The sequence below is a fragment of the Shimwellia blattae DSM 4481 = NBRC 105725 genome (assembly GCF_000262305.1).
GTDB classification, from domain to species: Bacteria; Pseudomonadota; Gammaproteobacteria; order Enterobacterales; family Enterobacteriaceae; genus Shimwellia; species Shimwellia blattae.
Map to the genome: position 1 here is coordinate 800744 of NC_017910.1, position 25948 is coordinate 826691.

A 25948-nucleotide genomic window follows, 5' to 3' on the forward strand; every position below is an offset into this window, starting at 1 on the left:
GTATGTAAGCGCTTTCCCGGGCTGAAAAACGGGCCGCAATTAAACATATTAATTTCAATAGAAAATTTTTGCTTACATTTTGCGAAGCGCTGTTGCGATTATCACATGGCATGAACAAAAGCCCCACTGGTAGAGTTGAGATCCCAGAGGTATTGATAGGTGGTATCGGCACTGTTGATGTCGATAACTGTAGTTACACCAGCCTGCGCGGATGCGCAGGTTTTTTTTGCCCTTTTCCCGCCCCCTGCTGCGAGCAAACGCAGATTTTCACCGGTAAATAAACCGCCTGGCTCGCGCCGCTGCCCGTAGTACGGTAATCTGCCTGCCACTACTGAGCTCGCAAAGGGAGTTGTCATGGGGTTTGCCATCTTTCGTCAGCTATTTCGCCTGCTGTTCCGGGTCCGTGTTTCAGGGGATGTCAGTGCGTTGCATCAGCGGGGGGTGTTAATCACCCCGAATCATCAGTCGTTTCTGGACGGGGTACTGCTGGCGCTGTTTTTGCCGGTCAAGCCGGTTTTTGCCATCTACTCCTCCATCAGCCAGCAGTGGTTTATGCGCCTGCTGGCCCCGTTTGTTGACTATGTTCCGCTGGATCCCTCCCGCCCCATGTCCATTAAACACCTGGTGCGCCTGGTAGAGCAGGGGCGCCCGGTGGTGATTTTCCCGGAAGGGCGGCTGACGGTGACCGGCTCGCTGATGAAAATCTACGACGGCGCCGGGTTTGTGGCGGCAAAGTCCAGGGCAACAGTGGTGCCGGTGCGTATTGAAGGGGCGGATGTCACCTTCTTCAGCCGCCTGAAGGGGCTGGTAAAGCGCCGGATGTTTCCGCGCGTGTCGCTGCATATTCTGCCGCCCACCCAGATTCCGATGCCGCAAGCCCCCCGCGCCCGGGAGCGCCGCCGCCTGGCCGGGGAGATGCTCCACCAGATTATGATGGAAGCGCGCATGGCTGCCCGCCCGCGCCAGACCCTGTATGAAGCCCTGCTGGACGCCAGACAGCGCTACGGCGCCCGCAAGCCCTGCCTGGAAGATATTAATTTCACCCCGGACACCTACCACAGCCTGCTGACCAAAACGCTGTTTGTTGGCCGGATCCTCGAAAAATACAGCCGTCAGGGGGAGACCATCGGGCTGATGCTGCCTAACGCGACAATCAGCGCGGCGGTGATTTTCGGGGCCATTTCCCGGGGGCGGGTGCCCGCCATGATGAACTACACCGCCGGGATAAAAGGGCTGACCAGCGCCATCACCTGCGCCCGGATAGCCACCGTGTTTACCTCCCGCCAGTTTCTGGAAAAGGGTAAACTCTGGCACCTGCCCGAGCAGCTCACCCAGGTGCGCTGGGTATTTCTTGAAGATCTGAAAGCCGATGTCACCCGGCGCGACAAACTGTGGATCTTCGCCCATTTACTCTGCCCCCGCCGGGCCCAGGTGGCGCAAAACCCGGAAGATGCGGCCATGGTGCTGTTTACCTCCGGCTCTGAGGGCAACCCGAAAGGGGTGGTCCACAGCCACAAAAGCCTGCTGGCGAACGTTGAGCAGATCAAAACCATTGCTGACTTCACCGCCCGGGATCGCTTTATGTCGGCCCTGCCCCTGTTCCACTCCTTTGGCCTGACTGTCGGGCTGTTTACCCCGTTGCTGACCGGGGCAGAGGCGTTTCTCTACCCAAGCCCACTGCACTACCGGATGGTGCCGGAGCTGTGCTACGACCGTAACTGCACGGTGATTTTCGGCACCTCCACATTCCTGGCGAACTACGCCCGCTTCGCCCATCCTTATGACTTCTTCCGGGTGCGCTATGTGGTGGCCGGGGCCGAGAAGCTACAGGAAAGCACCCGCCAGCTCTGGCAGGATAAATTTGGCCTGCGTATTCTTGAAGGCTATGGGGTCACCGAGTGTGCACCGGTGGTCTCCATCAACGTGCCGATGGCGGCAAAACCGCATACGGTGGGGCGGATCCTGCCGGCGATGGATGCCCGGTTAATGGCAGTACCCGGCATTGAACAGGGGGGCCGCCTGCAACTTAAGGGGCCCAATATCATGAAAGGCTACCTGCGGGTAGAAAACCCCGGCGTGCTGGAGGTGCCACAGGCCGCTGGCGTCAGCGGGGTGATGGAGCCCGGCTGGTACGACACCGGGGATATTGTCGCCTTCGACGAGCAGGGTTTTTGTACCATCCAGGGGCGGGCCAAACGGTTTGCCAAACTGGCCGGGGAGATGGTCTCCCTGGAGATGGTCGAAACGCTGGCGCTGGCCGTCTCTCCGGAAAAACTTCACGCCACCGTGGTGAAGAGCGACCCGGTGAAAGGCGAAGCGCTGGTGCTGTATACCACCGATGCAGAACTCACCCGGGAGGGGCTGCTCCACCAGGCGCGGGCTACCGGCGTGCCGGAGCTGGCGGTTCCCCGGGATATCCGCTACCTGAAACAGCTGCCGGTGCTCGGCAGCGGTAAACCGGACTTTATCTCACTCAAAGCGCTGCTCGACAGCGGAGAAGACAGGCATGCATAACCAGGCTGCCCCTGACGACGCTATCTGGTCCCGGGGAATGATGGCGGTGATCGCCGCTCAGTTTTTATCGGCATTTGGCGATAACGCGCTGCTGTTCGCCACCCTGGCAGTATTAAAGCAGCTGGTTTACCCGGAATGGAGCCAGCCGGTACTGCAGATGGTTTTCGTGGGCGCTTATATTTTGTTTGCGCCCTTTGTGGGGCAGTTTGCCGACAGCTTTGCCAAAGGCCGGGTCATGATGCTGGCCAACGGGCTAAAGCTGCTGGGGGCGGCGGCTATCTGTGCCGGGCTGAACCCGTTTCTGGGCTATACCCTGGTGGGGATCGGGGCGGCGGCTTACTCCCCGGCGAAGTACGGCATCCTGGGGGAGCTGACCACCGGCTCACAGCTGGTTAAAGCCAACGGGCTGATGGAGGCCTCCACCATTGCGGCGATTCTGACCGGCTCCGTGGCCGGTGGGGTGCTGGCAGACTGGCACCTGCTGGCGGCCCTGGGGGTATGTGTGCTGGTGTATGGGGGCGCGGTGGTCGCTAACCTGTTTATCCCGAAGCGGCCTGCGGCCCGCCCGGGGCAGAACTGGTGGCCGGGCCCGATGGTGCGCCGCTTCCTGGCGGCCTGCCGCACCCTGTGGCTGGATGGTGAAACCCGCTTTTCGCTGCTCGGGACCAGTCTGTTCTGGGGGGCCGGGGTCACCCTGCGCTTTTTACTGGTGTTATGGGTGCCGGCGGCGCTGGGCATTACGGATAACGCCACCCCGACCTACCTTAACGCCATGGTGGCGATAGGCATTGTCGCCGGGGCCGGGGCGGCGGCGAAGCTGGTCACCCTGGCGAATGTCCGCCGCTGTATGCCTGCCGGGGTGCTGATTGGCGCGCTGGTGGTGGTGTTTGCGCTGCAAACCCAGCTGCTGCCTGCTTATGTCCTGCTGGTGCTCATTGGGGTGTGTGGCGGCTTTTTTGTTGTACCGCTCAACGCCCTGTTACAGGAGCGCGGTAAGCGCAGTGTCGGGGCGGGTAATGCCATTGCCGTGCAGAACCTTGGCGAAAACGCCGCCATGCTGCTGATGCTTGGCGGCTATTCCCTGGCGGTGAAAACCGGCGCACCGGCAGTAGGGATTGGGATCGGGTTCGGGGTGCTGTTTGCGGTGGCCATCGCGCTGCTGTGGCTGAAACCCGGCCGCCGGGGGTAGGGCGCTTTTTATCGCTTATTCTGCTGGCTGCCATTCCGGCAGCCAGCTCCGCGCCAGTTTTTACGGTCAGCCCCGGCTCAGGGGGCCGGGTAGGTGTGGATCTGGTGCACGGCTTCCAGCTCTGCCAGCACCTCTTCGCTGAGTGTCAGATTCAGGCTTTCAACGTTGGTCTGCAACTGGGCAAGGCTGGTTGCCCCCAGCAGGGTGCTGGCCACAAATTTCTGCTGGCGGACAAACGCCAGCGCCATCTGGGCCGGATCCATATTGTGCCGCCGGGCAACGGCCACATAGGCGGCCACCGCCTGTTGTGACTGCTCACCGCTGTAGCGGGTAAAGCGGCTGAACAGAGTATTGCGGGCCCCGGCAGGCCGGGCGCCGTTGAGGTATTTGCCGGTCAGGGTGCCGAAGGCCAGGCAGGAGTATGCCAGCAGCTCCACCCCTTCATAACGGCTGACTTCCGCCAGCCCCACTTCAAAACTGCGGTTCAGCAGGCTGTAGGGGTTCTGAATGGTGACAATGCGCGGTAGCTCGTGCTTGTCTGCCAGGTGCAGGTAGCGCATCACGCCCCAGGCCGTTTCGTTAGAGACCCCAATATAGCGAATTTTCCCCGCCCGCTGACATTCCGCCAGCGCTTCCAGCGTCTCCAGCAGGGTGACCGGCGGCATGTCGTCGGTCCAGCTGTAGCCCAGTTTGCCAAAGCAGTTGGTGGCGCGCTGTGGCCAGTGCACCTGGTAGAGATCCAGATAGTCGGTCTGCAGTCGTTTGAGGCTGGCGTCCAGCGCTTCGCGGATATTGCGGCGATCCAGCATCTGGCCCGGGCGGATACTGGTGTCATTGTTGCGGGAAGGGCCGCTGACTTTAGAGGCCAGCACGACTCTCTCGCGCACGCCGCGTTTCTTCAGCCAGTTGCCCACGTATGTTTCGGTAAGGCCCTGGGTCTCCGGGCGCGGGGGCACCGGGTACATCTCTGCCACGTCAATCAGGTTGATGCCCTGGCTTATGGCGTAATCCAGCTGGGCATGGGCCTCAGCTTCACTGTTTTGTTCCCCGAATGTCATGGTCCCGAGGCCAAGAGTGCTGACCTCAAGTGTACTGTGAGGGATATGATGATAATGCATAGCCAACTCCCTTTCGTGTTATCAGTTTTTGTTGTGTTCGCCCGTGGCGGGCTTGTGGCCGCGGGGAGTAATAACATGGCAGAGGAACCCGCAAAGGGGAAGTCTGTGGGGGAAAAAAGCGGCCTGAAGGGATAAAAAAGCCCGCGATGTCATCGCGGGCTTTAGGGGTTATCGTTCAATAATTTGTGAAATGTCATTACGGTTTATTTGTAGTTCATTGCCCTGCAGATCGTGATAGCGGATAAGGCCGGTATCGTTATCCAGCTGCGGTTTTCCGGCGGTGAGGATCATTCGTCCGTCTTTGGTTGCCATCACATAATCACTGCTGCAACCTGATACGGCGAATACCATTCCCACGGCTGAAATCGCAACAGCCCAGTTCTTCATCAGCAAGCCTCCTTCTTTCTGGTGGGTGAGTTTCCGGAAGAAATCCAGTTATCAGTATGAACCGGAAGATAAATAGGGGGAAAGGGGTATTATCTGAAATCGCACAGAAGGGTGGAAAACGCCGCCCCTGGCGGGGCAGCGTGGCGGGATTTACAGGGGATTTTTTTTATTGCGTACCAGGTTCAGCCCTTCTACCGCCATAGAGAAGAACATGGCGAAATACATATAACCCTTGGGCACGTGAATATCGCAGCTTTCAAGGATCAGGGTAAAGCCCACCAGAATCAGAAAGGACAGGGCCAGCATCTTGATGGAGGGGTGACGCTCCACAAAGTCACCGATAGGTTTCGCGGCAAACATCATCACGCTTACGGCAATCACTACCGCCGCCATCATAATAAACAGATGATCAGACAGCCCGACTGCGGTAATCACCGAATCGAGGCTGAAGATAATATCCAACAGCATTATCTGCACGATGGCGCCAAACAGGGTATGGACATTGGTCTTAACCCCTTCTTCTTCCCCTTCGATGGTTTCGTGGATCTCTTTGGACGCCTTCCAGATAAGAAACAGCCCGCCGAGCAGTAAAATCACATCCCGGGCGGAGAAGTCCATACCCGCGATGCTAAACAGCGTAATCGTCAGGTGGGAGAGCCAGGCGATACTGGCCAGCAGCGCCAGGCGCATAACCATGGCCGCCAGCAGCCCCAGACGGCGGGCCTTGTTTTGTTGTGCCCGGGGGAGTTTTGCCACCACCAGGGTAAGAAAAATAATATTGTCTATGCCGAGAACAATCTCCAGCACTGTCAATGTCCCCAGCGCCAGCCAGGCGTTAGGGTCAGTTACCCATGCAAATAACATCTGAAATCCTGCCAAAACGAAAAGCGTAATTATACGCGCATGCAGCCAGCCGACAAACGGACGACACTATTTATTCTCCGGGCTGAAAAAGTGGCGGGCCAGCAGCGCGCCGGTGAAGTTTTTCTTCAGGTAGAATCCCCGGGGCAGGGTGAGGATCGGCTCGCCACTGGCGCCGATGGCCTCGGTCAGTGCTTTGCTGTTTGCCGCCTTGGGGCGCAACTGCATCACTTCCCCGTGGCGGGCGGTGATACGCTCGACCTGGCCCAGGACAATTAAATCCATCAGCTCTTCCCAGTCCCGGCGCAGCTGTTCATCCTCTTCGGGGGAGGGGCTCCACAACAGCGGCGCTCCGACCCGGCGCTCCGCCAGCGGGATCTGGCGCTCTCCTTCTACCGGCACCCACAGCACCCGCTGTAATTTATGCCTGACGTGGCTGCTCTCCCAGGTGACCCCCGTATTGCCGGTCAGCGGTGCCACACAGACAAACGTGGTTTCCAGCGGGCGGCCAGAACTGTCGATGGGGATAGTTTTTAGCTCCACGCCAATGGCGGCGAAATCCTGCTCGGGTTTACTGCCGGCGCTGGCACCCAGCCACATCTCCAGCAATACCCCAATCCAGCCCTTATCGCGGCGCAAATCATCCGGCACCGGCAGCCCGGCCAGCGCTGCCAGCTCACCCAGGCTGTAGCCTGCCAGCGCCTCGGCCTGGCGGCGCAAGACCTGTTCGCTTTGTGGGGGGGTAAGGGGAATTTGCAGTGAGGCTGGCATATCGGTTCCTGAATTATGAGACGTACAAAAAACGACCAGTTAATCGGCGCCCGGTAAGCAGGCGCTGAGATTTACGGGATAACTGTATTAATGGCATGATTTTTATTATTTTTTTGGCAATCTCCGGCGGAAATATTTTTTCTGCCGCTGGGTTTTCCAGTTCTGGTCACTGACAATGAACAGGATCTTACACCAGTTTATCCACAGAAAAATGGGATAACTGTGAAAACTGACAACTACTGGTTCGATTTACAGCCTTGACGAGTGACGAAAGTCTATTTTTCGACGGTTTTGTGATTAACTTACTGGCACAATCTGTGGATAAAAACGGCGCTGTCTGATCTTTGAGCAGTGCGACGATCCTTGCTGTGACAGATATCACAACCGGTGTCTTTACGCCGTGATTAACTAAATTAATATATTGAATCTTAATGTATTTATCAGTAGCTTTTGAGAGGTGTGCTGGCGTCATACTAAAGTTTTCCCTGGTTCATACTGCGGTTCTGCACAATGATATCCACAGAAAAAGTGAATAAAACCCGCCATTGCGATCATCAGCTGTTTATAACTAAGGTGACTTTTGTGAGTTATTTAAATGTTATTCCGCTGAGCGGGAATGAGAGAGTGGTTTACCGCCTTACGGGAGTGTGAAACAATCGTGATTATTCCAGTTTTATTTTGAGGTAGTCCCGTGATTGACGATGATGGCTACCGCCCGAATGTAGGTATTGTAATCTGTAATCGGCAAGGGCAGGTGATGTGGGCCAGGCGTTTTGGGCAGCATTCCTGGCAGTTTCCCCAGGGGGGGATTAACCCCGGGGAGTCACCCGAGCAGGCCATGTATCGTGAATTATTTGAAGAGGTGGGGCTGCAGCGCAAAGATGTGCGTATTCTGGCCTCTACCCGAAACTGGTTGCGTTACAAATTACCGAAGCGTTTGGTGCGTTGGGAAACAAAGCCGGTATGCATCGGCCAGAAACAGAAGTGGTTTCTTCTGCAGTTGCTCAGCAATGATGCTGATATCAATATGCAAACCAGCAGTACACCAGAGTTTGACGGCTGGCGTTGGGTAAGTTACTGGTATCCGGTGCGCCAGGTGGTGTCGTTTAAACGTGATGTCTATCGCCGGGTAATGAAAGAGTTTGCCGGTGTCGTGATGGCGGCACAGGATGCGGCATTGCCGCGCAACACACCCGCGGCCTACAGAAGAAAAAGAGGATAAGCCACGCACAATATGCTCACTCCGTTGCGGGAAATAGTCGAGAAAGTTGCCAGTGCGCCCCGGCTGAATGAGGCGCTGAATATTCTGGTTAATGACATCTGCGCAGCTATGAATACGGACGTCTGCTCCGTGTATCTGGCCGATCACGCCAGGCACTGTTATTACCTGATGGCAACCCGGGGGCTGAAAAAGCCCCGTGGGCGTACGGTTACTCTCGCATTTGATGAAGGTATCGTTGGGCTGGTGGGTCGCCTGGCGGAGCCTATTAACCTTGCCGATGCGCAAAAACACCCCAGCTTTAAATATATCCCCAACGTAAAAGAGGAACGCTACCGGGCCTTCCTCGGGGTGCCTATTATCCAGCGGCGGCAACTGCTCGGGGTGCTGGTAGTACAGCAGCGCGAGCTGCGCCAGTACGACGAAAGCGAAGAGTCCTTCCTGGTGACTCTCGCCACCCAGATGGCCGCCATCCTCTCCCAGTCCCAGCTTACGGCCCTGTTTGGTCAGTACCGTCAGACCCGGATCCGGGCGCTGCCCGCCTCACCCGGGGTGGCGATTGCCCCTGGCTGGATGGACGCGACCCTGCCCCTGATGGAGCAGGTGTCTGAAGCCTCCACCCTGGATACGGCCAAAGAGCGCGAGCGGTTATCCACCGCGCTGGAAGAGGCCGCCGCGGAGTTTCGCCGCTACAGCAAACGCTTTACCGCCAGCGCTCAGAAAGAGACGGCGGCGATTTTTGACCTCTACCTGCACCTGTTATCCGACAGCCGGTTGCGCAAAGCGCTGTACGCCGGGGTGGATAAAGGCGCCGTGGCGGAATGGGCCGTTAAAAAAGTTATTGAGGATTTTGCCGAGCAGTTCGCCTCCCTTACGGACAGCTACCTGAAAGAGCGGGCCGGGGACTTACGCACCCTTGGTCAGCGGCTGCTGTTCCACCTGGATGACACCATCCAGGGGCCAAACACCTGGCCGGAGCGCTTTATCCTGGTGGCGGATGAGCTCTCCGCCACGACACTTGCCGAACTGCCCCAGGATCGTCTGGTCGGGGTGGTAGTTCGCGACGGTGCCTCTAACTCCCATGCGGCGATTATGGTGCGCGCCATGGGCAAGCCCACCGTGATGGGAGCCGATATGCAGCCCTCGCTGCTGCATGAGCGCAACCTGGTGGTGGATGGCTACCGGGGAGAGGTGCTGATTGATCCGGAGCCGGTGCTGCTGGTGGAGTATCAGCGCCTGGTCAACGAAGAGCATGAGCTCAGCCGCCTGGCGGAAGGCGAGGTGGATCAGCCCGCCGTGCTGAAAAGCGGCGAGCGGGTGCAGATCATGCTCAATGCCGGGCTGAGCCCGGAGCATGAGCAGAAGCTCGGCGAGCGGGTGGACGGTATCGGCCTGTACCGCACCGAAATCCCGTTTATGCTGCAAAGCGGCTTCCCCTCGGAAGAGGAGCAGGTGGCGCAATATCAGGGCATGTTGCAGATGTTCCACGACAAGCCCGTCACCCTGCGCACGCTGGACGTAGGGGCAGACAAGCAGCTGCCCTATATGCCCATCAGCGAAGAGAACCCCTGCCTGGGCTGGCGCGGGATCCGCATTACCCTCGACCAGCCGGAGATTTTCCTGGTCCAGGTGCGGGCGATGCTGCGGGCCAACGCCGCCACGGATAACCTCAGCATTCTGCTGCCGATGATAACCAGCATCGACGAGGTGGACGAAGCCCGGCGTCTTATCGATCGCGCCGGGAAAGAGGTGGAAGAGATGCTGGGCTACGCTATCCCCCGGCCCCGTATCGGGGTGATGGTGGAAGTGCCCTCAATGATCTTTATGCTGCCCTACCTGGCAAACCGGGTGGATTTCGTCTCGGTAGGCTCCAACGATCTGACCCAGTACCTGCTGGCGGTGGATCGCAACAACACCCGGGTGGCAAACCTGTACGACGGCCTGCACCCGGCGCTGTTACAGGCGCTGCACCTGATTGCGGAGCAGGCGCGCAAGTATCATCTGGACTATAGCCTGTGCGGCGAGCTGGCGGGCGATCCGATGTGTGTGGCGCTGCTGATAGGCATGGGTTACCGCACCTTGTCGATGAATGGCCACGCGGTGGCGCGGATTAAATATCTGCTGCGCCATATTACCGTGGAGGAGTCCCGGGAGCTGCTGACGCGCAGTCTTCAGGCCCAGCAGGCTTCAGAAGTGCGCCACCAGGTGGCGGCATTTATGGAGCGGCGCGGCATGGGGGGGCTTATTCGCGGTGGCCTGTAATCACCTGCCAGACCCGTCATTTCGCTAATCTTTTACATTTTCAGCCCGGTATCCCTACCGGGCTTTATGCTATGATTCGCAACTTTGGGAGCGTACCGCATGCAGTACGCAGTCAACCCTGTGGCGTGAAAACCGCAGGATAACAAAGAGTTGTGGTGACGGATGACGAATTCTTATCTGCATTTCCCCGAGTTTGATCCAGTGATATTCTCCATCGGGCCCCTTTCCCTGCACTGGTACGGCCTGATGTATCTGGTGGGATTCGTATTTGCGATGTGGCTGGCCGGGCGTCGGGCCAGTAAACCCGGCAGCGGCTGGACAAAAAACGAAGTGGAAAACCTGCTGTATGCGGGCTTCCTCGGGGTGTTCCTCGGCGGGCGTATTGGTTACGTGCTGTTTTATAACCTGCCGCAGTTCCTCAGTGATCCGCTCTACCTGTTCAAAGTATGGGATGGCGGCATGTCGTTCCACGGCGGCCTGATCGGAGTTATCATCGTGATGATGATCTTCGCCCGCCGCACCAAACGCACCTTCTTCCAGGTCTCTGATTTTATTGCGCCGCTGATCCCCTTTGGCCTGGGGGCCGGGCGTTTAGGGAACTTTATTAATGGCGAGCTGTGGGGCCGGGTGGATCCGAATTTCCGCTTCTCAATGCTGTTCCCGGCGTCGCGCGGTGAAGATATCGCCCTGTTGCCCGGCCACCCGGAGTGGCAGCAGCTGTTTGATACCTACGGCGTGCTCCCGCGCCACCCTTCCCAGCTCTATGAGCTGGCCCTGGAGGGGATTGTGCTGTTTATCATCCTGAACCTGTATATCCGCAAGCCGCGCCCGATGGGGGCCGTTTCCGGGCTGTTCCTGATTGGTTACGGGGCGTTTCGTATTATTGTTGAGTTCTTCCGCCAGCCGGATGCGCAGTTTACCGGCGAATGGGTGCAGTACATCAGCATGGGGCAGATCCTTTCTATTCCGATGATTATTGCCGGTATTATCATGATGGTCTGGGCATATCGCCGCCAGAACCGGCAGCAGAATGTAGCGAGTTGATATGAAACAGTACCTGGCTTTAATGCAGAAAGTGCTTGATGAGGGCACGCCGAAAAACGACCGCACCGGTACCGGCACCCTGTCGATTTTTGGCCACCAGATGCGCTTTAACCTGCAGGACGGTTTCCCGCTGGTGACCACCAAGCGTTGCCACCTGCGCTCAATTATTCATGAGCTGCTGTGGTTCCTGAAAGGGGACACCAACGTGGGCTACCTCCATGACAATAACGTCACCATCTGGGATGAGTGGGCCGATGAAAACGGCGATCTCGGGCCGGTATACGGCAAACAGTGGCGCGCCTGGGCAACGCCGGATGGCCGCCATGTGGATCAGCTCACCACCGTAATGAACCAGCTGAAAAACGACCCGGACTCCCGGCGCATTATCGTCTCTGCCTGGAACGTGGGGGAGCTGGACAAAATGGCGCTGGCCCCCTGCCACGCCTTTTTCCAGTTCTACGTGGCTGACGGTAAGCTCTCCTGCCAGCTGTACCAGCGCTCCTGCGACGTGTTCCTCGGCCTGCCGTTTAACATTGCCAGCTATGCGTTGCTGGTCCATATGATGGCCCAGCAGTGTGATCTCGACGTGGGGGATTTTGTCTGGACCGGCGGGGACACCCACCTGTACAGCAACCATCTGGATCAGGCCCATTTACAGCTCAGCCGCGAGCCGCGCCCGCTGCCGAAGCTGGTGATTAAGCGTAAACCGGCGTCGCTGTTTGACTATCAGTTCGATGATTTCGAGATTGACGGTTACGACCCGTACCCGGGCATTAAGGCACCGGTCGCTATCTGAGCCGCCTTTTTGCTGAATACCTACCGGCCCGCAGGGGCCGGTTTTTTTTGCGTGCGGGCCTGCGGATATTCTGCACGCGCCTGCAACCCGGCCACTTTTTCTGAACCCTTCCCGGCTTATGTCCATAAGCCACTGGTGGCCTGCTGCCCGGCTTGCCACACTCCCCCCATGACAGATAACCAGCAAGGCCACAGCCTGATGGAGCTATTGATCGTGATGCTGATAATTGTGCTGACCGCCACCGGGGGGTACAGCTGGTATCAATGGCAGGGGCACCAGCAACTCCGGCACAGCGCCAGCGCGCTACGGGACTTTTTACAATACCAGCGCGACCGGGCTAACGGCTTTAACCAGGAGATTGTCCTGCGTATGGGCCGTGGCCCCGGCGGTGACTGCGTGGTGGCGGGAACCGCCGGGCACATACCTGCGTGCGACACCGCCGGTATTCACGGTTACCGGCCACAGTCTGCGGGGGTGAAACTGCTCGCGCTGAGCCCCGGGGTGGCCTTTTTTGGCCTGCGCAATACGGCCTGGCCGGGGCATGTGGTGCTGGCGGGCCGTGCGGGCCAGGCCCGGGTGGTGATTTCCGCCTTTGGGCGCATCCGTCTGTGCTACCCGCCACCGGGCGGGCGCTGCTGATGCGGGATAGCGGCTTTACCCTGCCGGAACTGCTGCTGGCGGTGGGTATCGGCAGCCTGATTATGCTGGGGGCCATGCGCTTTCTTCCTGCGCTACAGCACGGTGTGCTGGTCTCAACCCAGCACCACCAGGCCCGGGCGCTACTGTGGCAACTGGCGCGCAGTATCGGCAAAAGCGTGCGCCGGGCCGGTTACTGCAATGGCGAATGCCCGGGCCCGGGGCTGAGCGTCTCCCCGGCGGGGGATTGCCTGATAGTGCAGTGGGATATGAACAGCAACGGGCGCTGGGAAACCGCACCGGATACCCGGGCGGAGCAGCTGGCCTACCGGCTTTCGGGAGACAGCCTGGAGACCCGGCGCGGTGCGGCTGACTGCCGCGGGCGGGGGTGGCAAAAAATGAACGACCCGGCAGCGCTGCGCATTACCCGCTTCCGGGCCTGGCCGCAGGCAAACAGCCCGCTGGTGGCGATAGCCCTTTCCGGTGTACCGGTGACTACACCGGCGGCAGAGGCGGTACATATCCTGTATTACGCGCTGCGCCATAACCCGGAGAGCCGCCCCGGCACGCCGCCGCAAGCGGCAGAACAGGGCGGCCCCCGGTGACCCCCCCGCGCCAGCAGGGGGGCATATTGCTGATGGTGCCGCTGCTGGTGCTGGCGGCGGGCAGCATAATGCTCCAGGGCGGGGGCCAGGTGCTGGGGAATCAGGCCACCCGCCTGCATAGCGAGCGCCAGATGCTTATCTGGCAGCAGCAGGCTCATAACGCCCTGGCCTGGGGGCAGCAGGTGAGCTGGGTGCCGGGGGAGAGATGGCAGTGCCGGGAGCTGCCCGGCGAGCCCGGGCAGGCCTGCCTGTTACAGGTGGCCCCCGGAGATGTTCTGCTGGCCGGGCGGGGGGCCGCCGTGGGGGAGGGGGCGCAAATGGTGTTCTGGCAGCGCGGGCGCGTTATCCGCGGCCAGGTGGTGTTTCTGCCCCGGGGCTGGAGCGACTTCTGCCCGCTGGGGGCAGAGCGGTGCCGGTTACCATGAGCCGCCAGGCCCAGCGCGGCAGCAGCCTGCCCGAGGCGCTGGTCGCCATGCTCCTGTTGCTGCTGGTGGTTACCGCACTGGCCGGTTACCAGCGGGGAGTCTACCGGGGGCTGGCGCACTGGGAGGAGGGCTACCGGCTGTGGCTGATGCTGGAAGGGCAGCGGGCCTGGCCGCCTGCGCCGCTGCCGGAAGGCTGGCAGCGCCAGGAGCAGCGCACGCCCCGGGGGGCGTGTGTACACCGGCAGATCACCCTGCGCTCACCCCAGGGCAGACAAGCCCGGGTGTCCGCATTACACTGTCGCTAATGTTATTCATCAGGAGCGTTTATGCTGCGTGTTTACCACTCCAACCGGCTGGATGTGCTGGAAGAGATCATGGAGTTTATCGTTGAGCGCCAGCCCCTTGCGGATCCGTTCGCAGCAGAGGTGGTACTGGTACAAAGCACCGGGATGGCCCAGTGGCTGCAAATGACCCTGGCTCAGCGCTTTGGTATCGCAGCAAATATCGACTTCCCCCTTCCGGCCAGCTTTATCTGGGATATGTTTGTCCGGGTGCTGCCCGGGATCCCCAAAGAGAGCGCATTTAACAAAGCCGGAATGGGCTGGAAACTGATGACGCTACTGCCAGAGAAGCTGGCACAGCCGGAGTTTGAACTGCTGCGTCACTATCTGGAGCAGGACGACGACGGCCGTAAGCTGTTCCAGCTGGCCTCACGCATTGCTGACCTGTATGACCAGTACCTGGTCTACCGCCCGGAATGGCTGACACAGTGGGAAAACGACCAACTGGTTGACGGCCTGGACGAAGCCCAGCGCTGGCAGGCCCCCCTGTGGCGTGCCCTGGTGGAGTACACCGCCGCGCTGGGCCAGCCGGAATGGCACCGTGCCAATCTGTACCAGCGGTTTATCAGCGCGCTGGAGTCCGGCGGTGCACCGCCGCCCGGGCTGCCGCAGCGGGTCTTTATTTGCGGTGTGTCGGCACTGCCGCCGGTTTACCTGCGGGCGCTCCAGGCGCTGGGCAACTATGTTGATGTGCACCTGCTGTTTACCAACCCCTGCCGCTACTACTGGGGGGATATTCGCGACCCGGCGTTTCTTGCCCGTTTGCTGAGCCGCCAGCGCCGCAAGCATAACCAGGACCAGACACTACCGCTGTTTAAAGACAGTGACCAGGCTTCTGCCCTGTTTGATGATAACGGCATCCAGGATGTGGGGAACCCGCTGCTGGCCTCCTGGGGGAAGCTGGGCCGCGACTACTCTTTTTTACTCTCTGAGCTGGAGCAGTCCCAGGAGGTTGATGTCTTCGTTGATATCCCGCGGGACAATATGCTGCACGGGCTACAGGCGGACATTCTCGACCTGCAGGATAGCATGCGCCCGGGCCTGACCGAGGCGGAATTTCTGCACAGCACGGGCAAATACCGGCTTGATCCCGGGGATCGCTCCGTCACGTTCCACGCCTGCCACAGCCCCCAGCGGGAGGTGGAGATCCTGCACGATCGCCTGCTGGCCATGATGGATGAAGACGCCACCCTGACCCCGAGAGACATTATCGTTATGGTGGCGGACATTGACAGCTACAGCCCGTTTATTCAGGCGGTGTTTGGCAGCGCAACGGGGAACCGCTGGCTGCCGTTTGCGCTCTCGGATCGCCGCGCCAGCCAGGCACACCCGGCGCTACAGGCGTTTCTGTCGTTACTGACCCTGCCCGAAAGCCGCTTCACCGCAGAGCAGGTGCTGGCCCTGCTGGAAGTGCCGGCGCTGGCCAGCCGCTTTGCCATTGATGAAGAAGGGCTGCGTAATCTGCGCCAGTGGGTCAGCGAATCCGGCATCCGCTGGGGTATGGATGACGACAACGTCCGGGAGTTTGAACTGCCGGCCACCGGGCAGCACACCTGGCGCTTTGGCTTAACCCGCATGCTGCTGGGCTATGCAATGGAGAGCCGCAGCGGCGAGTGGCAGGAGATCCTGCCTTATGACGAGTCCAGCGGTCTGATTGCGGGCCTGGTGGGGCAACTGGCGGATCTACTGATGCAGCTTAACACCTGGCGCAAACGGCTGACGGAACCACGCCCGCTGGATGCATGGCAGCCCCTGTGCCGGGAAATGCTGGAGGCGTTTTTCCAGCCAGATGCGGAAGCAGAAAGCGCACTGGCGCTGGCAGAGCAACAGTGGCAGGCGCTGATCCGCCAGGGCATGGAGGCCGGTTACCGGCAGCCGGTTCCGCTGACCCTGCTGCGGGATGAGCTCTCCCGCCTGCTGGACAAAGAACGGATCAGCCAGCGCTTCCTGGCAGGCCCGGTGAACTTCTGCACCCTGATGCCGATGCGCTCCATCCCGTTCAGGGTGGTATGCCTGCTGGGAATGAATGACGGTGTCTACCCGCGCACCCTCTCGCCACTGGGGTTTGATTTAATGAACAGCAAACCGGTGCGCGGGGATCGCAGCCGCCGGGATGACGACCGCTACCTGTTTCTGGAGGCGATAATCTCCGCCCAGGAGCGGCTGTACGTCAGCTATATTGGCCGCTCAGTGCAGGACAACAGTGAGCGCTTCCCCTCGGTGCTGGTGCAGGAGCTGCTGGATTATCTGGCCCAGAGCTATTACCTGCCCGGCGACGAGCAGGAAAACTGCGACACCAGCGCCAGCCGGGTGCAGCAGCATCTGGTTGAGCTGCATACCCGCACCCCGTTTGATGCGCGCAACTTCCGGGCCGAAGATCACCAGCAAAGCTACGCCCGGGAATGGCTGGCCGCGGCCTGTGAACAGGGCGAATCCCAGCCCGGGTTTATTCAGCCCCTGCCACCCCTGGAGCAGGATGAGCTGAGCCTTGAACAGTTACAGCGCTTCTGGGCCCACCCGATCCGCGCCTTTTTCCAGATGCGCCTGGGGGTGAGCTTCCGCCTGGAAGAGACCGAACTGCCGGAAGATGAGCCGTTCTCCCTCGACAGCCTTGAGCGCTACCAGATAAACCAGGCACTGCTCAATACGCTGATCGACGGGGAAGATCCCCAGCCGCTTTTTCGCCGCTACCGGGCTGCCGGGGCATTACCCTACGGGGTATGGGGGGAGCTGGGCTGGGATGACCAGCTACTGGAAATGGAGCAACTGGCAGCCAGCGTACAGCAGGAGAAAAGCGCCACCCACAGTATGGAGGTGGATCTGGAGGTGTCCGGGATCCGGCTTACCGGCTGGTTGCAGCAGGTACAGCGTGACGGGCTTCTCAGATGGCGACCGTCGGTGCTGAATGTGGCCCACGGTATGCAACTTTGGCTGGAGCACCTTGTCTATTGTGCGTGCGGAGGCCAGGGAACGAGCCGCCTGCTGGGTCGCAAAGAGAGCCGCTGGTGCTTTCCGGCGTTACCGGCAGAAGAGGCGCAGGCATTCCTGGCCCAGTGGGTTGATGGCTACCGGGAAGGCATGTGCCAGCCGCTGGTGCTGTTACCCGCCAGCGGCGGTGCCTGGGTTGAAGCCTGCTACGACGCGCAAAGCGACACCATCTTATGGGACGATGACACCCAGCGTAAGGCGCGTAGCCGGTTATTACAGCGCTGGGAGGGCAACCAGATGGTTGAAGGGGAAGGGGCCGATATCTGGCGCCAGCGCCTGTGGCGCACCCTGGAGCCAGACTATTACGAGGCGATTATCCATAATGCGCAGCGTTATCTGGTGCCCCTGTTTCGCTATAACAGTATGCAGGAATAAACTGGACAAAATTTGTTCATTGCAATACGGCCGCCAGTGCGCTATCCATAGCCGGGGCCGAAAGCCGTGATGATATTCGCGTTACCGTTGTTCTGGTGAGGTTTATTAATGCCAACATGCAGCACCTGGTTGAAGTCGATTTTTCTGTTAGCCGCCCTCTGGGCGCCATTAATTCAGGCAAAAACCTCCTGGACCCCCCTTCAGGAAACCATTCATAAAAGTGATCAGGATCCCCGCCAGTATCAGGCCATCCGGCTGGATAACGGCATGGTTGTGCTGCTGGTCAGCGATCCCCAGGCGGTAAAATCCCTCTCGGCGCTGGTGGTGGCGGTGGGGTCACTGGAAGATCCGGACACGCACCTCGGGCTGGCCCATTACCTGGAGCACATGACCCTGATGGGCTCCCGCCACTACCCGCAGCCAGACAGCCTGTCTGAGTTTCTGAAAATGCACGGTGGCAGCCACAACGCCAGCACCGCCCCGTACCGGACTGCGTTCTACCTTGAGGTGGAAAACAGTGCCCTGGCGCCCGCCGTAGACCGCCTGGCGGATGCGATAGCCACCCCGGTGTTGTCCCCGGACTACGCAGAGCGCGAGCGTAACGCCGTGAACGCGGAGCTGACCCTGGCCCGCTCCCGGGACGGGATGCGCATGGCCCAGGTGAGTGCGGAAACGCTCAACCCGGCGCACCCCGCCTCGCGCTTTTCCGGGGGGAACCTGGAAACCCTGCGCGACAAACCGGGCAGCAAACTGCACGATGCGCTGGTGGCATTTCACGATAAATACTACTCCGCCGGGCTGATGAAGGCGGTCATCTACAGTAATAAACCCCTGGCTGAGTTAGCCGCTATTGCAGCCCGCACATACGGGCGCATTCCGGATAAAAAAATCCGCCGCCCGGTAATCGACACCCCGGTGGTGACGGAGGCCCAGAAAGGCATCCTCATCCACTATGTGCCTGCGCTGCCGCGCAAAATGGTGCGTATTGAGTTCCGCATTGCCAATAACAGCGCCCAGTTTCGCAGCAAAACGGACGAGCTTATCAATTACATGATTGGCAACCGCAGCAAGGACACCCTGTCGGACTGGCTGCAAACCCAGGGGCTGGCCGACAGCGTGCGTGCGGATTCTGACCCGGTCGTTACCGGAAATAGCGGCGTTATGGCTATCTCCGTCTCCCTGACTGACAAGGGGCTGGCCCGGCGTGATGAGGTGGTCGCGGCTGTGTTCAGCTACCTGAATATGCTGCGTGAGAAGGGCATTGATAAGCAGTATTTTGACGAGCTGGCACACGTGCTGGATCTGGATTTTCGCTACCCGTCCATTACCCGCGATATGGACTACGTAGAGTGGCTGGCTGATACCATGCTCCGCGTACCGGTGGCCCACACCCTGGACGTGGTCAATATTGCCGACCGCTACGACAGCAAAGCCATTGGCGAGCGCCTGGCGATGATGACCCCGCAAAATGCGCGTATCTGGTACATCAGCCCGGACGAGCCCCACAACAAAACCGCCTATTTTGTGAATGCCCCCTACGCCACACAAAAGATCCCGGCCGCCACCCTGGAAAAATGGCGCCAGGCCGCAGGCCAGATACAGTTACAGTTACCGGCGCTGAACCCCTATATTCCTGATGATTTCACCCTCACCACCCCGGGCAAAACCTACACCCACCCGGAGTTGCTGGTCAAAGAGCCGGGGCTGCGGGTACTGTATATGTCCGGTGGCCGCTTTGCGGATGAGCCCAAAGCCGATGTCACCGTGGTGCTGCGTAACCCCGGCGCGATGAACAGCGCGAAAAACCAGGTGATGTTCGCCCTGAATGACTATCTGGCCGGGCTGGCGTTGGATGAGCTTAGCAACCAGGCTGCCGTCGGGGGGATTTCGTTCTCGTCGAATGCCAATAGCGGGCTGATGATCAACGCCAACGGCTACACCCAGCACCTGCCGGCGTTGTTATCTGCCCTGCTGCAGGGTTACTTCTCCTACACGCCGACGGACGCCCAGCTGGAGCAGGCAAAATCCTGGTATCTGCAGATGCTCGACTCCGCGGAAAAGGGCAAAGCCTATGATCAGGCGATTATGCCGGTCCAGATGCTCTCTCAGGTGCCGTACTATTCCCGCCCCGAGCGGCGGGCGCTGCTGCCTTCGATAACCGTGGCGGATCTGCTGGCCTACCGGGAAAAACTGAAAACCGGCGCCAAACCGGAGTGGCTTATCGTGGGGAATATGGGCGAGCAGCAGGCCCGGACGATGGCGGCAGACATTAATGCGCAGCTGGGCACCCGGGGCACCGAATGGTGCCGCAATAAAGATATTCTGGTAGATAAACCGCGCAAGGTTATCTTTACCCGCACCGGCAGCAGTACCGACTCGGCCCTGGCGGCGGTCTTTGTTCCCACCGGGTATGACGAAAATACCAGCAACGCCTACACTGCGCTGCTGGGGCAGATTATTCAGCCGTGGTTTTACACCCGCTTACGTACCGAAGAGCAGCTGGGGTATGCGGTCTTCTCCTTCCCGATGGTGATAGGCCGCCAGTGGGGGCTGGGATTCCTGCTACAGAGCAGCGATAAGCAGCCTGCCTATTTATGGGCGCGCTATCAGGCGTTTTTCCCGACGGTGGAGCAGCGCCTGAGGGAGATGGATGAAAAAACCTTTGCCCGGATCCGCCAGGCGGTCATTGACCAGATGCAGCAGCCGCCGCAAACCCTGGCGCAGGAGGCCATCCGCTACAGTAAGGATTTTGACCGGGCTAACCTCCGCTTTGATTCCCGTGATAAAGTCATCGCCCGGCTAAAACAGCTCACACCGGCGGGCGTTGCTGACTTTTTCCACCAGGCGGTTATCGCGCAGCAGGGGATGGCAGTGCTTTCGCAGGTTTCCGGCAGCCATAACGGTAAGCAGGAATTTGCCCAGCCCCCGGGCTGGGAGCAAGCCGGTGATGTTGGCAAACTTCAGCAATCCATGTCCCTGGTAAGAGAGAACCAATGACCGAACAAACCGCGCAGACCCTTGATCCGCTGACCTTACCGCTCACCGGCGCAAGGCTTATCGAGGCGTCTGCCGGTACAGGGAAAACTTACACCATCGCCGCCCTCTACCTGCGCCTGCTGCTTGGCCTGGGGGGAGAGGCGGCCTACCCGCGACCCCTGGGGGTGGAAGAGCTGCTGGTGGTGACCTTTACGGAGGCCGCAACCGAAGAGCTGCGCAGCCGCATTCGCGACAATATCCACGCCCTGCGCATCGCCTGCCTGCGCGGCCAGTCCGACAACCCTTTGTTTCTGAGCCTGCTTGAAGAGATTCGCGATCGGGAACAGGCCGCCAGAGTGCTGCTGCTGGCCGAGCGCCAGATGGACGAAGCGGCAATTTTTACCATTCACGGCTTCTGCCAGCGGATGCTGAACCTCAATGCGTTTGAGTCCGGCATGCTGTTTGAGCAGCAACTGCTGGAAGATGAGCATCAGCTGCGCTACCAGGCCTGTGCCGACTTCTGGCGGCGCCACTGTTACCCGCTTAGCAAGCCGGTGGCTCAGGCCATCAGCACGGAGTGGTCCGGGCCCCAGGCGCTGCTGCGGGACATTAACCGCTACCTGCAGGGGGAGGCCCCCCGGCTGCGCCAGCCGCCAGCGGAAGGGGAAACGCTCCCGCAGCGGCACGCGCGCATTATTGCCACTATTGACGCCATCAAACAGCAGTGGCGCGCCGCAGCCCCCGATATTGCCGCGATCATTGCGGATTCCGGGGTGGATAAACGCAGCTTCAGCAGCCGTAACTTACCCAACTGGCTCAGCCTGGTGGGGGAGTGGGCCGCCCGGGAGACCACCGACTACCAGGTGCCGGAGGCGCTGGGTAAATTTGCCCAGTCGTTTCTTGATGAGAAAACCAAAAAAGGCGAGCCGCCGCGCCATGGGCTGTTCAGCGCTATTGATGCCTTCCTCAGCGAGCCGCTCACCCTGCGGGATCTGGTGATTGCCCGGGCGATGGCCGAAATTCGCTATAGCGTGGCCCGGGAAAAGCGCCGCCGGGGTGAGATGGGCTTTGACGATATGCTCAGCCGGCTGGACGATGCCCTGCGCCAGCCCGCCGGTGAGGCGCTGGCAGATGCCATCCGGGCCCGTTTCCCGGCGGCGATGATTGATGAGTTCCAGGATACGGACCCCCAGCAATACCGTATCTTTCGCCGTATCTGGCTTAACCAGCCTGCGGCCACGCTGCTGCTGATAGGTGACCCTAAGCAGGCGATTTATGCCTTTCGCGGGGCGGATATCTTCACCTATATGACCGCGCGCAGCGAAGTGACCGCTCACTACACGCTGGAGACAAACTGGCGCTCCGCACCGGGAATGGTACACAGCGTTAACCGGCTATTTGGCCAGCTGCCACACCCGTTTTTGTTTCGCCAGATCCCATTTCTGCCGGTCAGCGCGGCGAAGAAAAACCACCGCCACCGTTTTACCCTCAACGGCAACGTGCAGCCCGCCATGACCCTGTGGCACACAGAGGGTGAGGGCTGCGGGGTAAGTGAGTACCAGCAAATCATGGCCCGCCAGTGCGCCAGAGAGATCCGCGACTGGCTGAGTGCCGGTGCGCGCGGTGAGGCGCGCCTGTGGTCGGGGAACGATTCGCGGGCGGTGCAGGCATCGGATATCACGGTGCTGGTGCGCAGCCGTAACGAGGCGGCCATCGTGCGCGATGCGCTGGGCTTGCTGAATATTCAGTCTGTCTATTTATCTAACCGGGACAGTGTATTTCTGGCCCCGGAAGCCCGGGAGATATTGTGGATCCTCCAGGCGGTGCTGGCACCGGAGCATGAGCAGGGGCTGCGCAGCGCCATGGCGACCAGCATTCTCGGGCTGGATGCGCGGGCTATTGATGCACTGAGCCAGCAGGAGAGCCAGTGGGATGCGCTGGTGGAAGAGTTTAGCGCCTACCGGGAGATCTGGCAGCGGCGCGGGGTGATGCCGATGATGCGCGCCCTGCTGGCGCAGCGCCATGTGGCGGAAAACATTCTCGCCAGCCCCGCAGGGGAGCGGCGCTTAACCGATATTCTGCACATCAGCGAACTGCTCCAGGAGGCGGCCGCCCGGGCAGACAGCGAGCACGCCCTGGTGCGCTGGCTGGCTCAGCATATTGAAGAGCCGGATACCAGCGCCGCCAGCCAGCAACTGCGCCTGGAAAGCGACCGGCATCTGGTGAAAGTGGTCACTATTCATAAATCCAAAGGGCTGGAGTACCCGCTGGTCTGGCTGCCGTTTATTGCCAGCTACCGCCAGGAGACCCGGGGGCTGTATCACGACCGGCAAACCTTTGAAACCCTGCTGGATCCCGCCGATGATACCCAAAGCCTGGCGCTGGCCGAAGAGGAGCGCCTGGCCGAAGATCTCCGCCTGCTGTATGTGGCCCTGACCCGCTCAGTCTGGCACTGTAGCCTCGGGGTGGCGCCGCTGTTTCGCGGCAACCGCAGTAAAAAAGGGGCAACGGATTTTCACCACAGCGCCATCGGGCTGCTTATCCAGCAGGGGCAGGCGATGGATGCAGCGCAACTGGCTGAGGCGCTGCTGGCCCTGAGTGATGACGATATTCACCTTCAGCCCACCGCCGAAGGCGATGAGACCCCCTGGCAGCCGCCGCAACCGGACAGCCCGCCCCTGGCGGCCCGGGAGCCGGGCCGCCAGATGGCGGATAACTGGCGGGTGACCAGTTATTCCGGGCTACAGCAGCACGGCCGCCGGGCCGCCCTTGACTGGGTGCCGCGCCTGGATGAAGACGCCGTGGGGGAGGCACTGGCCGTGCAGGAGACGCCAGGCGTGGAAAACCGGCTGACTATACACCATTTTCCGCGCGGGGCCTCGCCGGGCACCTTTTTGCACGGGCTTCTGGAAGCGCTCGACTTCACCCAGCCGCCAGACCCCCAGTGGGTGCTGGCGCAGTTGCTGGAGTCCGGCTTCGATGGGCAGTGGCAGCCGGTGGTGATGCACTGGCTGGAGCAGCTGCTTATCGCCCCGCTTAATGAACAGGGATTGTGCCTGGCGGAGCTGGCACCGGCAGATAAGCGGGCGGAGCTGGCGTTTTACCTGCCTATTGCCTCGCCGCTACAGGCCCGCCAGCTTGACCAGTTGATTCGCGCCGGGGATCCGCTCTCTGCGGGCTGCCCGCCGCTGGATTTCCGCCAGGTTCAGGGCATGCTGAAAGGCTTTATTGATCTGGTGTTTCGCCACAACGGGCGCTACTACCTGCTGGACTATAAATCCAACTGGCTGGGGGAAGATGCCAGCGCCTATACACCGCAGGCGATGGCGGGCGCCATGCAGGAGCACCGTTACGATTTGCAGTATCAGCTCTATACCCTGGCGCTGCACCGCTTTTTGCGCCACCGGATAGCGGATTACGACTATCAGCGCCATTTTGGCGGGGTTATCTATCTGTTTTTGCGCGGGGTGGATCCGGCCTCTGTGGGTCAGGGCGTCTACACTGCCCGGCCCTCTCTGGCGCTGGTTAACGCCCTGGACGCGCTGTTTGCCGGGGATCAGCCGAAGGAGAACCCATGAGCATCCGGGCACTGTTACAGGACGCGGTCGCCTGCCGCTGGTTACGGGCCCTGGACGCCCAGTTCGCCATGATGATTGCCGGGGAGCAGCAGCCCGCGCTGATGCTGGCCGCCGCCCTGGTGAGCCGCGATGCGGGGGAAGGGCATGTCTGTGTACCGCTGGCGCGCCTGGCCCCGGACCATATCGACGCCGGGGCCCAGCGCCCGCTGGTGGAGGCACTTTTCCAGGCCGCCGGGCAGCCGGAAGACTGGCAGCAACAGCTGCTGGATTCGCCCGCCGTGAGCCAGGGGGAGGAGGCCACCCCGCTAAAACTGCACGCCGGGCGGCTCTATCTTAACCGGATGTGGCAGTACGAGCGCCGGGTGGCGCAGTTTTTCGCCGAACAAAACCAGGCGCTGGCGGTGGATCCGCAGGCGCTGGCCGGGGTGCTGGATAAGCTGTTTGCCCCTCAGCCCGACACCGACTGGCAGAAAGTGGCCGCCGCCGTGGCCCTGACCCGGCGCATTGCGGTGATTTCCGGCGGGCCGGGAACCGGCAAAACCACCACGGTGGCAAAACTGTTAGCCGCGATGGTTCAGCTGGCGGACGGGCCGCTGCGGATCCGCCTGGCCGCCCCGACCGGTAAAGCCGCCGCCCGGTTAACCGAATCGCTGGGCGGTGCGCTGCGCCAGCTGCCGCTCAGTGAAGCCCAGCGTGCCAGCCTGCCTGCGGATGCGGGTACTTTGCATCGCCTGCTGGGGGCCCAGCCGGGCAGCCAGCGTTTTCGCTACCACGAGGGTAACCCGCTGCATCTGGATGTGCTGGTGGTGGACGAAGCCTCGATGGTGGATCTCCCCATGATGGCGCGGCTGATTGCCGCATTACCGGCACATGCCCGGGTGATTTTCCTCGGCGACAGGGATCAGCTGGCGTCGGTGGAGGCCGGGGCGGTGCTGGGGGATATCTGCGCCTGGGCGGCAGAGGGCTACACCGCCGGGCGGGCCGCAGAGCTCGGGAGAATCACCGGGTATACCCTGGAGCCGGGCCCGGGTGAGCAGGGGGCGGCGCTGCGCGACTGCCTGTGCCTGCTGCGCAAAAGTTACCGTTTTGGCAGTGACTCCGGCATCGGGCGGCTTGCCAGCGCCGTTAACCAGAGCGACACCGCCGGGGTGCGCCAGGTGCTGGCCGCCGGGTATACGGATATCTGCCACCAGGTACTGCAGGAGAGTGACGACTATAACCAGATGATCCGGCAGGCGGTGGCGGGCTACGGGGATTACCTTAACGGGCTTACCACAGGGGCGGAGCCCGGTGCGGTGCTGGAGGCGTTTGGTCAGTTTCGCCTGCTGTGCGCCCTGCGCGAAGGGCCATTTGGCGTCAGCGGCCTGAATGAGCGCCTGGAGCAGGCGCTGTTTCGCCGCCAGTTGCTGAGCGCCCCCACCGGTGGCGGGCGCTGGTATCACGGCCGCCCGGTGATGATTAGCCGTAATGACAGCGCACTGGGGCTGTTTAATGGCGATATCGGTATCACCCTGGCCACAGAGCAGGGGCTGCGGGTCTGGTTCCGGATGCCGGACGGGGCGATTAAGTCGGTACTGCCGGGCCGCTTACCGGCCCATGAAACGGCCTGGGCGATGACGGTGCATAAATCTCAGGGGTCGGAGTTTGATCACGCAGCCCTGGTGCTGCCGGACCGGCTGGTGCCGGTGGTCAGCCGCGAGCTGGTCTACACGGCGATAACCCGGGCGAAGCGGCAGTTGTCGTTGTACAGCGATACCCGCCTGCTGGTGCGGGCGATTCAGACCGGCACCGAGCGGCGCAGCGGGCTGGCTGAGTGGTTCAGGGCCGCAGAGCCCGGAGGGTAAACCGGCGGCCCGTGGTGCT

The 25948-nt window shown here is 60.8% G+C and carries 19 protein-coding genes; 14 read left to right on the forward strand and 5 right to left on the reverse strand.

The window, feature by feature from the left end:
- Positions 1 to 101 precede the first annotated feature (101 nt).
- Entirely contained in the window at positions 102 to 356 is a 255-nt protein-coding gene (locus EBL_RS20440) for a hypothetical protein (RefSeq protein WP_014715842.1), read from the reverse strand.
- On the opposite strand from EBL_RS20440, the gene aas reads away from it, so the two are divergent.
- The gene (gene aas / locus EBL_RS03795) at positions 355 to 2514 is read left to right on the forward strand and encodes a bifunctional acyl-ACP--phospholipid O-acyltransferase/long-chain-fatty-acid--ACP ligase (protein WP_002442315.1); all 2160 of its coding nucleotides are present in this window, start codon (positions 355 to 357) and stop codon (positions 2512 to 2514) included. The two genes, EBL_RS20440 and aas, sit on opposite strands and share 2 nt — an antisense overlap.
- Complete coding sequence (gene lplT, locus EBL_RS03800; protein ID WP_002442317.1) at positions 2507 to 3703, forward strand: lysophospholipid transporter LplT; 1197 nt, start codon at positions 2507 to 2509, stop codon at positions 3701 to 3703. The genes aas and lplT overlap by 8 nt, the downstream gene beginning before the upstream one ends.
- A 77-nt stretch (positions 3704 to 3780) precedes the next feature.
- Here lplT and EBL_RS03805 read toward each other — a convergent pair whose 3' ends face one another.
- The 4 genes from EBL_RS03805 to mutH form a co-directional block, all read right to left on the reverse strand.
- On the reverse strand, positions 3781 to 4821 hold the full coding sequence (locus tag EBL_RS03805; RefSeq protein WP_002442320.1) for an NADP(H)-dependent aldo-keto reductase: 1041 nt from the start codon (positions 4819 to 4821) through the stop codon (positions 3781 to 3783).
- Positions 4822 to 4989: 168 nt separating this feature from the next.
- Positions 4990 to 5208, reverse strand: coding sequence for a YgdI/YgdR family lipoprotein (locus EBL_RS03810; RefSeq protein WP_002442322.1), 219 nt, complete (start codon positions 5206 to 5208; stop codon positions 4990 to 4992).
- Positions 5209 to 5358: 150 nt separating this feature from the next.
- Positions 5359 to 6072, reverse strand: coding sequence for a TerC family protein (locus EBL_RS03815; protein ID WP_002442324.1), 714 nt, complete (start codon positions 6070 to 6072; stop codon positions 5359 to 5361).
- 66 nt (positions 6073 to 6138) lie between these two features.
- On the reverse strand, positions 6139 to 6840 hold the full coding sequence (gene mutH, locus EBL_RS03820; RefSeq protein ID WP_002442326.1) for a DNA mismatch repair endonuclease MutH: 702 nt from the start codon (positions 6838 to 6840) through the stop codon (positions 6139 to 6141).
- Positions 6841 to 7531: 691 nt separating this feature from the next.
- Here mutH and rppH point away from each other — a divergent pair.
- The 12 genes from rppH (at position 7532) to recD (ending at position 25929) form a co-directional block, all read left to right on the forward strand.
- The gene (gene rppH, locus EBL_RS03825) at positions 7532 to 8062 is read left to right on the forward strand and encodes an RNA pyrophosphohydrolase (RefSeq protein WP_002442328.1); all 531 of its coding nucleotides are present in this window, start codon (positions 7532 to 7534) and stop codon (positions 8060 to 8062) included.
- Positions 8063 to 8074: 12 nt separating this feature from the next.
- Positions 8075 to 10321, forward strand: a complete 2247-nt coding sequence (gene ptsP / locus EBL_RS03830) for a phosphoenolpyruvate--protein phosphotransferase (RefSeq protein WP_002442330.1) — start codon at positions 8075 to 8077, stop codon at positions 10319 to 10321.
- 162 nt (positions 10322 to 10483) lie between these two features.
- Entirely contained in the window at positions 10484 to 11365 is an 882-nt protein-coding gene (gene lgt, locus EBL_RS03835; RefSeq protein ID WP_002442332.1) for a prolipoprotein diacylglyceryl transferase, read from the forward strand.
- Between the two features lies 1 nt (position 11366).
- Positions 11367 to 12161 carry a thymidylate synthase gene (gene thyA, locus EBL_RS03840; protein WP_002442334.1) on the forward strand — a complete coding sequence of 265 codons (795 nt, stop codon included), beginning with the start codon at positions 11367 to 11369 and terminating at the stop codon, positions 12159 to 12161.
- 198 nt (positions 12162 to 12359) lie between these two features.
- The gene (locus EBL_RS03845; protein WP_162138175.1) at positions 12360 to 12800 is read left to right on the forward strand and encodes a prepilin peptidase-dependent protein A; all 441 of its coding nucleotides are present in this window, start codon (positions 12360 to 12362) and stop codon (positions 12798 to 12800) included.
- On the forward strand, positions 12770 to 13402 hold the full coding sequence (locus EBL_RS03850; RefSeq protein WP_232001910.1) for a prepilin peptidase-dependent protein: 633 nt from the start codon (positions 12770 to 12772) through the stop codon (positions 13400 to 13402). Before EBL_RS03845 ends, EBL_RS03850 begins: the two co-directional genes overlap by 31 nt.
- On the forward strand, positions 13399 to 13827 hold the full coding sequence (locus tag EBL_RS03855; protein WP_126298242.1) for a YgdB family protein: 429 nt from the start codon (positions 13399 to 13401) through the stop codon (positions 13825 to 13827). The genes EBL_RS03850 and EBL_RS03855 overlap by 4 nt, the downstream gene beginning before the upstream one ends.
- Entirely contained in the window at positions 13824 to 14132 is a 309-nt protein-coding gene (locus EBL_RS03860; RefSeq protein WP_014715846.1) for a prepilin-type N-terminal cleavage/methylation domain-containing protein, read from the forward strand. The genes EBL_RS03855 and EBL_RS03860 overlap by 4 nt, the downstream gene beginning before the upstream one ends.
- A gap of 21 nt (positions 14133 to 14153) precedes the next feature.
- The gene (gene recC, locus EBL_RS03865) at positions 14154 to 17531 is read left to right on the forward strand and encodes an exodeoxyribonuclease V subunit gamma (RefSeq protein ID WP_002442345.1); all 3378 of its coding nucleotides are present in this window, start codon (positions 14154 to 14156) and stop codon (positions 17529 to 17531) included.
- A gap of 108 nt (positions 17532 to 17639) precedes the next feature.
- On the forward strand, positions 17640 to 20528 hold the full coding sequence (gene ptrA, locus EBL_RS03870) for a pitrilysin (RefSeq protein WP_002442347.1): 2889 nt from the start codon (positions 17640 to 17642) through the stop codon (positions 20526 to 20528).
- The gene (recB, locus tag EBL_RS03875; protein WP_002442349.1) at positions 20525 to 24085 is read left to right on the forward strand and encodes an exodeoxyribonuclease V subunit beta; all 3561 of its coding nucleotides are present in this window, start codon (positions 20525 to 20527) and stop codon (positions 24083 to 24085) included. Before ptrA ends, recB begins: the two co-directional genes overlap by 4 nt.
- Positions 24082 to 25929, forward strand: coding sequence for an exodeoxyribonuclease V subunit alpha (gene recD, locus EBL_RS03880; protein ID WP_002442351.1), 1848 nt, complete (start codon positions 24082 to 24084; stop codon positions 25927 to 25929). Before recB ends, recD begins: the two co-directional genes overlap by 4 nt.
- Positions 25930 to 25948 lie beyond the last annotated feature (19 nt).

Coding starts and splice junctions, on each gene's coding strand:
- EBL_RS03810 (WP_002442322.1), bottom strand. CDS start 5,208: ATGAAGAACTGGGCTGTTGCGATTTCAGCCGTGGGAATGGTATTCGCC.
- recD (WP_002442351.1), top strand. CDS start 24,082: ATGAGCATCCGGGCACTGTTACAGGACGCGGTCGCCTGCCGCTGGTTA.
- recC (WP_002442345.1), top strand. CDS start 14,154: ATGCTGCGTGTTTACCACTCCAACCGGCTGGATGTGCTGGAAGAGATC.
- ptsP (WP_002442330.1), top strand. CDS start 8,075: ATGCTCACTCCGTTGCGGGAAATAGTCGAGAAAGTTGCCAGTGCGCCC.
- mutH (WP_002442326.1), bottom strand. CDS start 6,840: ATGCCAGCCTCACTGCAAATTCCCCTTACCCCCCCACAAAGCGAACAG.
- EBL_RS03815 (WP_002442324.1), bottom strand. CDS start 6,072: ATGTTATTTGCATGGGTAACTGACCCTAACGCCTGGCTGGCGCTGGGG.
- EBL_RS03805 (WP_002442320.1), bottom strand. CDS start 4,821: ATGCATTATCATCATATCCCTCACAGTACACTTGAGGTCAGCACTCTT.
- lplT (WP_002442317.1), top strand. CDS start 2,507: ATGCATAACCAGGCTGCCCCTGACGACGCTATCTGGTCCCGGGGAATG.
- lgt (WP_002442332.1), top strand. CDS start 10,484: ATGACGAATTCTTATCTGCATTTCCCCGAGTTTGATCCAGTGATATTC.
- ptrA (WP_002442347.1), top strand. CDS start 17,640: ATGCCAACATGCAGCACCTGGTTGAAGTCGATTTTTCTGTTAGCCGCC.
- EBL_RS03845 (WP_162138175.1), top strand. CDS start 12,360: ATGGAGCTATTGATCGTGATGCTGATAATTGTGCTGACCGCCACCGGG.
- EBL_RS03860 (WP_014715846.1), top strand. CDS start 13,824: ATGAGCCGCCAGGCCCAGCGCGGCAGCAGCCTGCCCGAGGCGCTGGTC.
- recB (WP_002442349.1), top strand. CDS start 20,525: ATGACCGAACAAACCGCGCAGACCCTTGATCCGCTGACCTTACCGCTC.
- EBL_RS20440 (WP_014715842.1), bottom strand. CDS start 356: ATGACAACTCCCTTTGCGAGCTCAGTAGTGGCAGGCAGATTACCGTAC.
- thyA (WP_002442334.1), top strand. CDS start 11,367: ATGAAACAGTACCTGGCTTTAATGCAGAAAGTGCTTGATGAGGGCACG.
- aas (WP_002442315.1), top strand. CDS start 355: ATGGGGTTTGCCATCTTTCGTCAGCTATTTCGCCTGCTGTTCCGGGTC.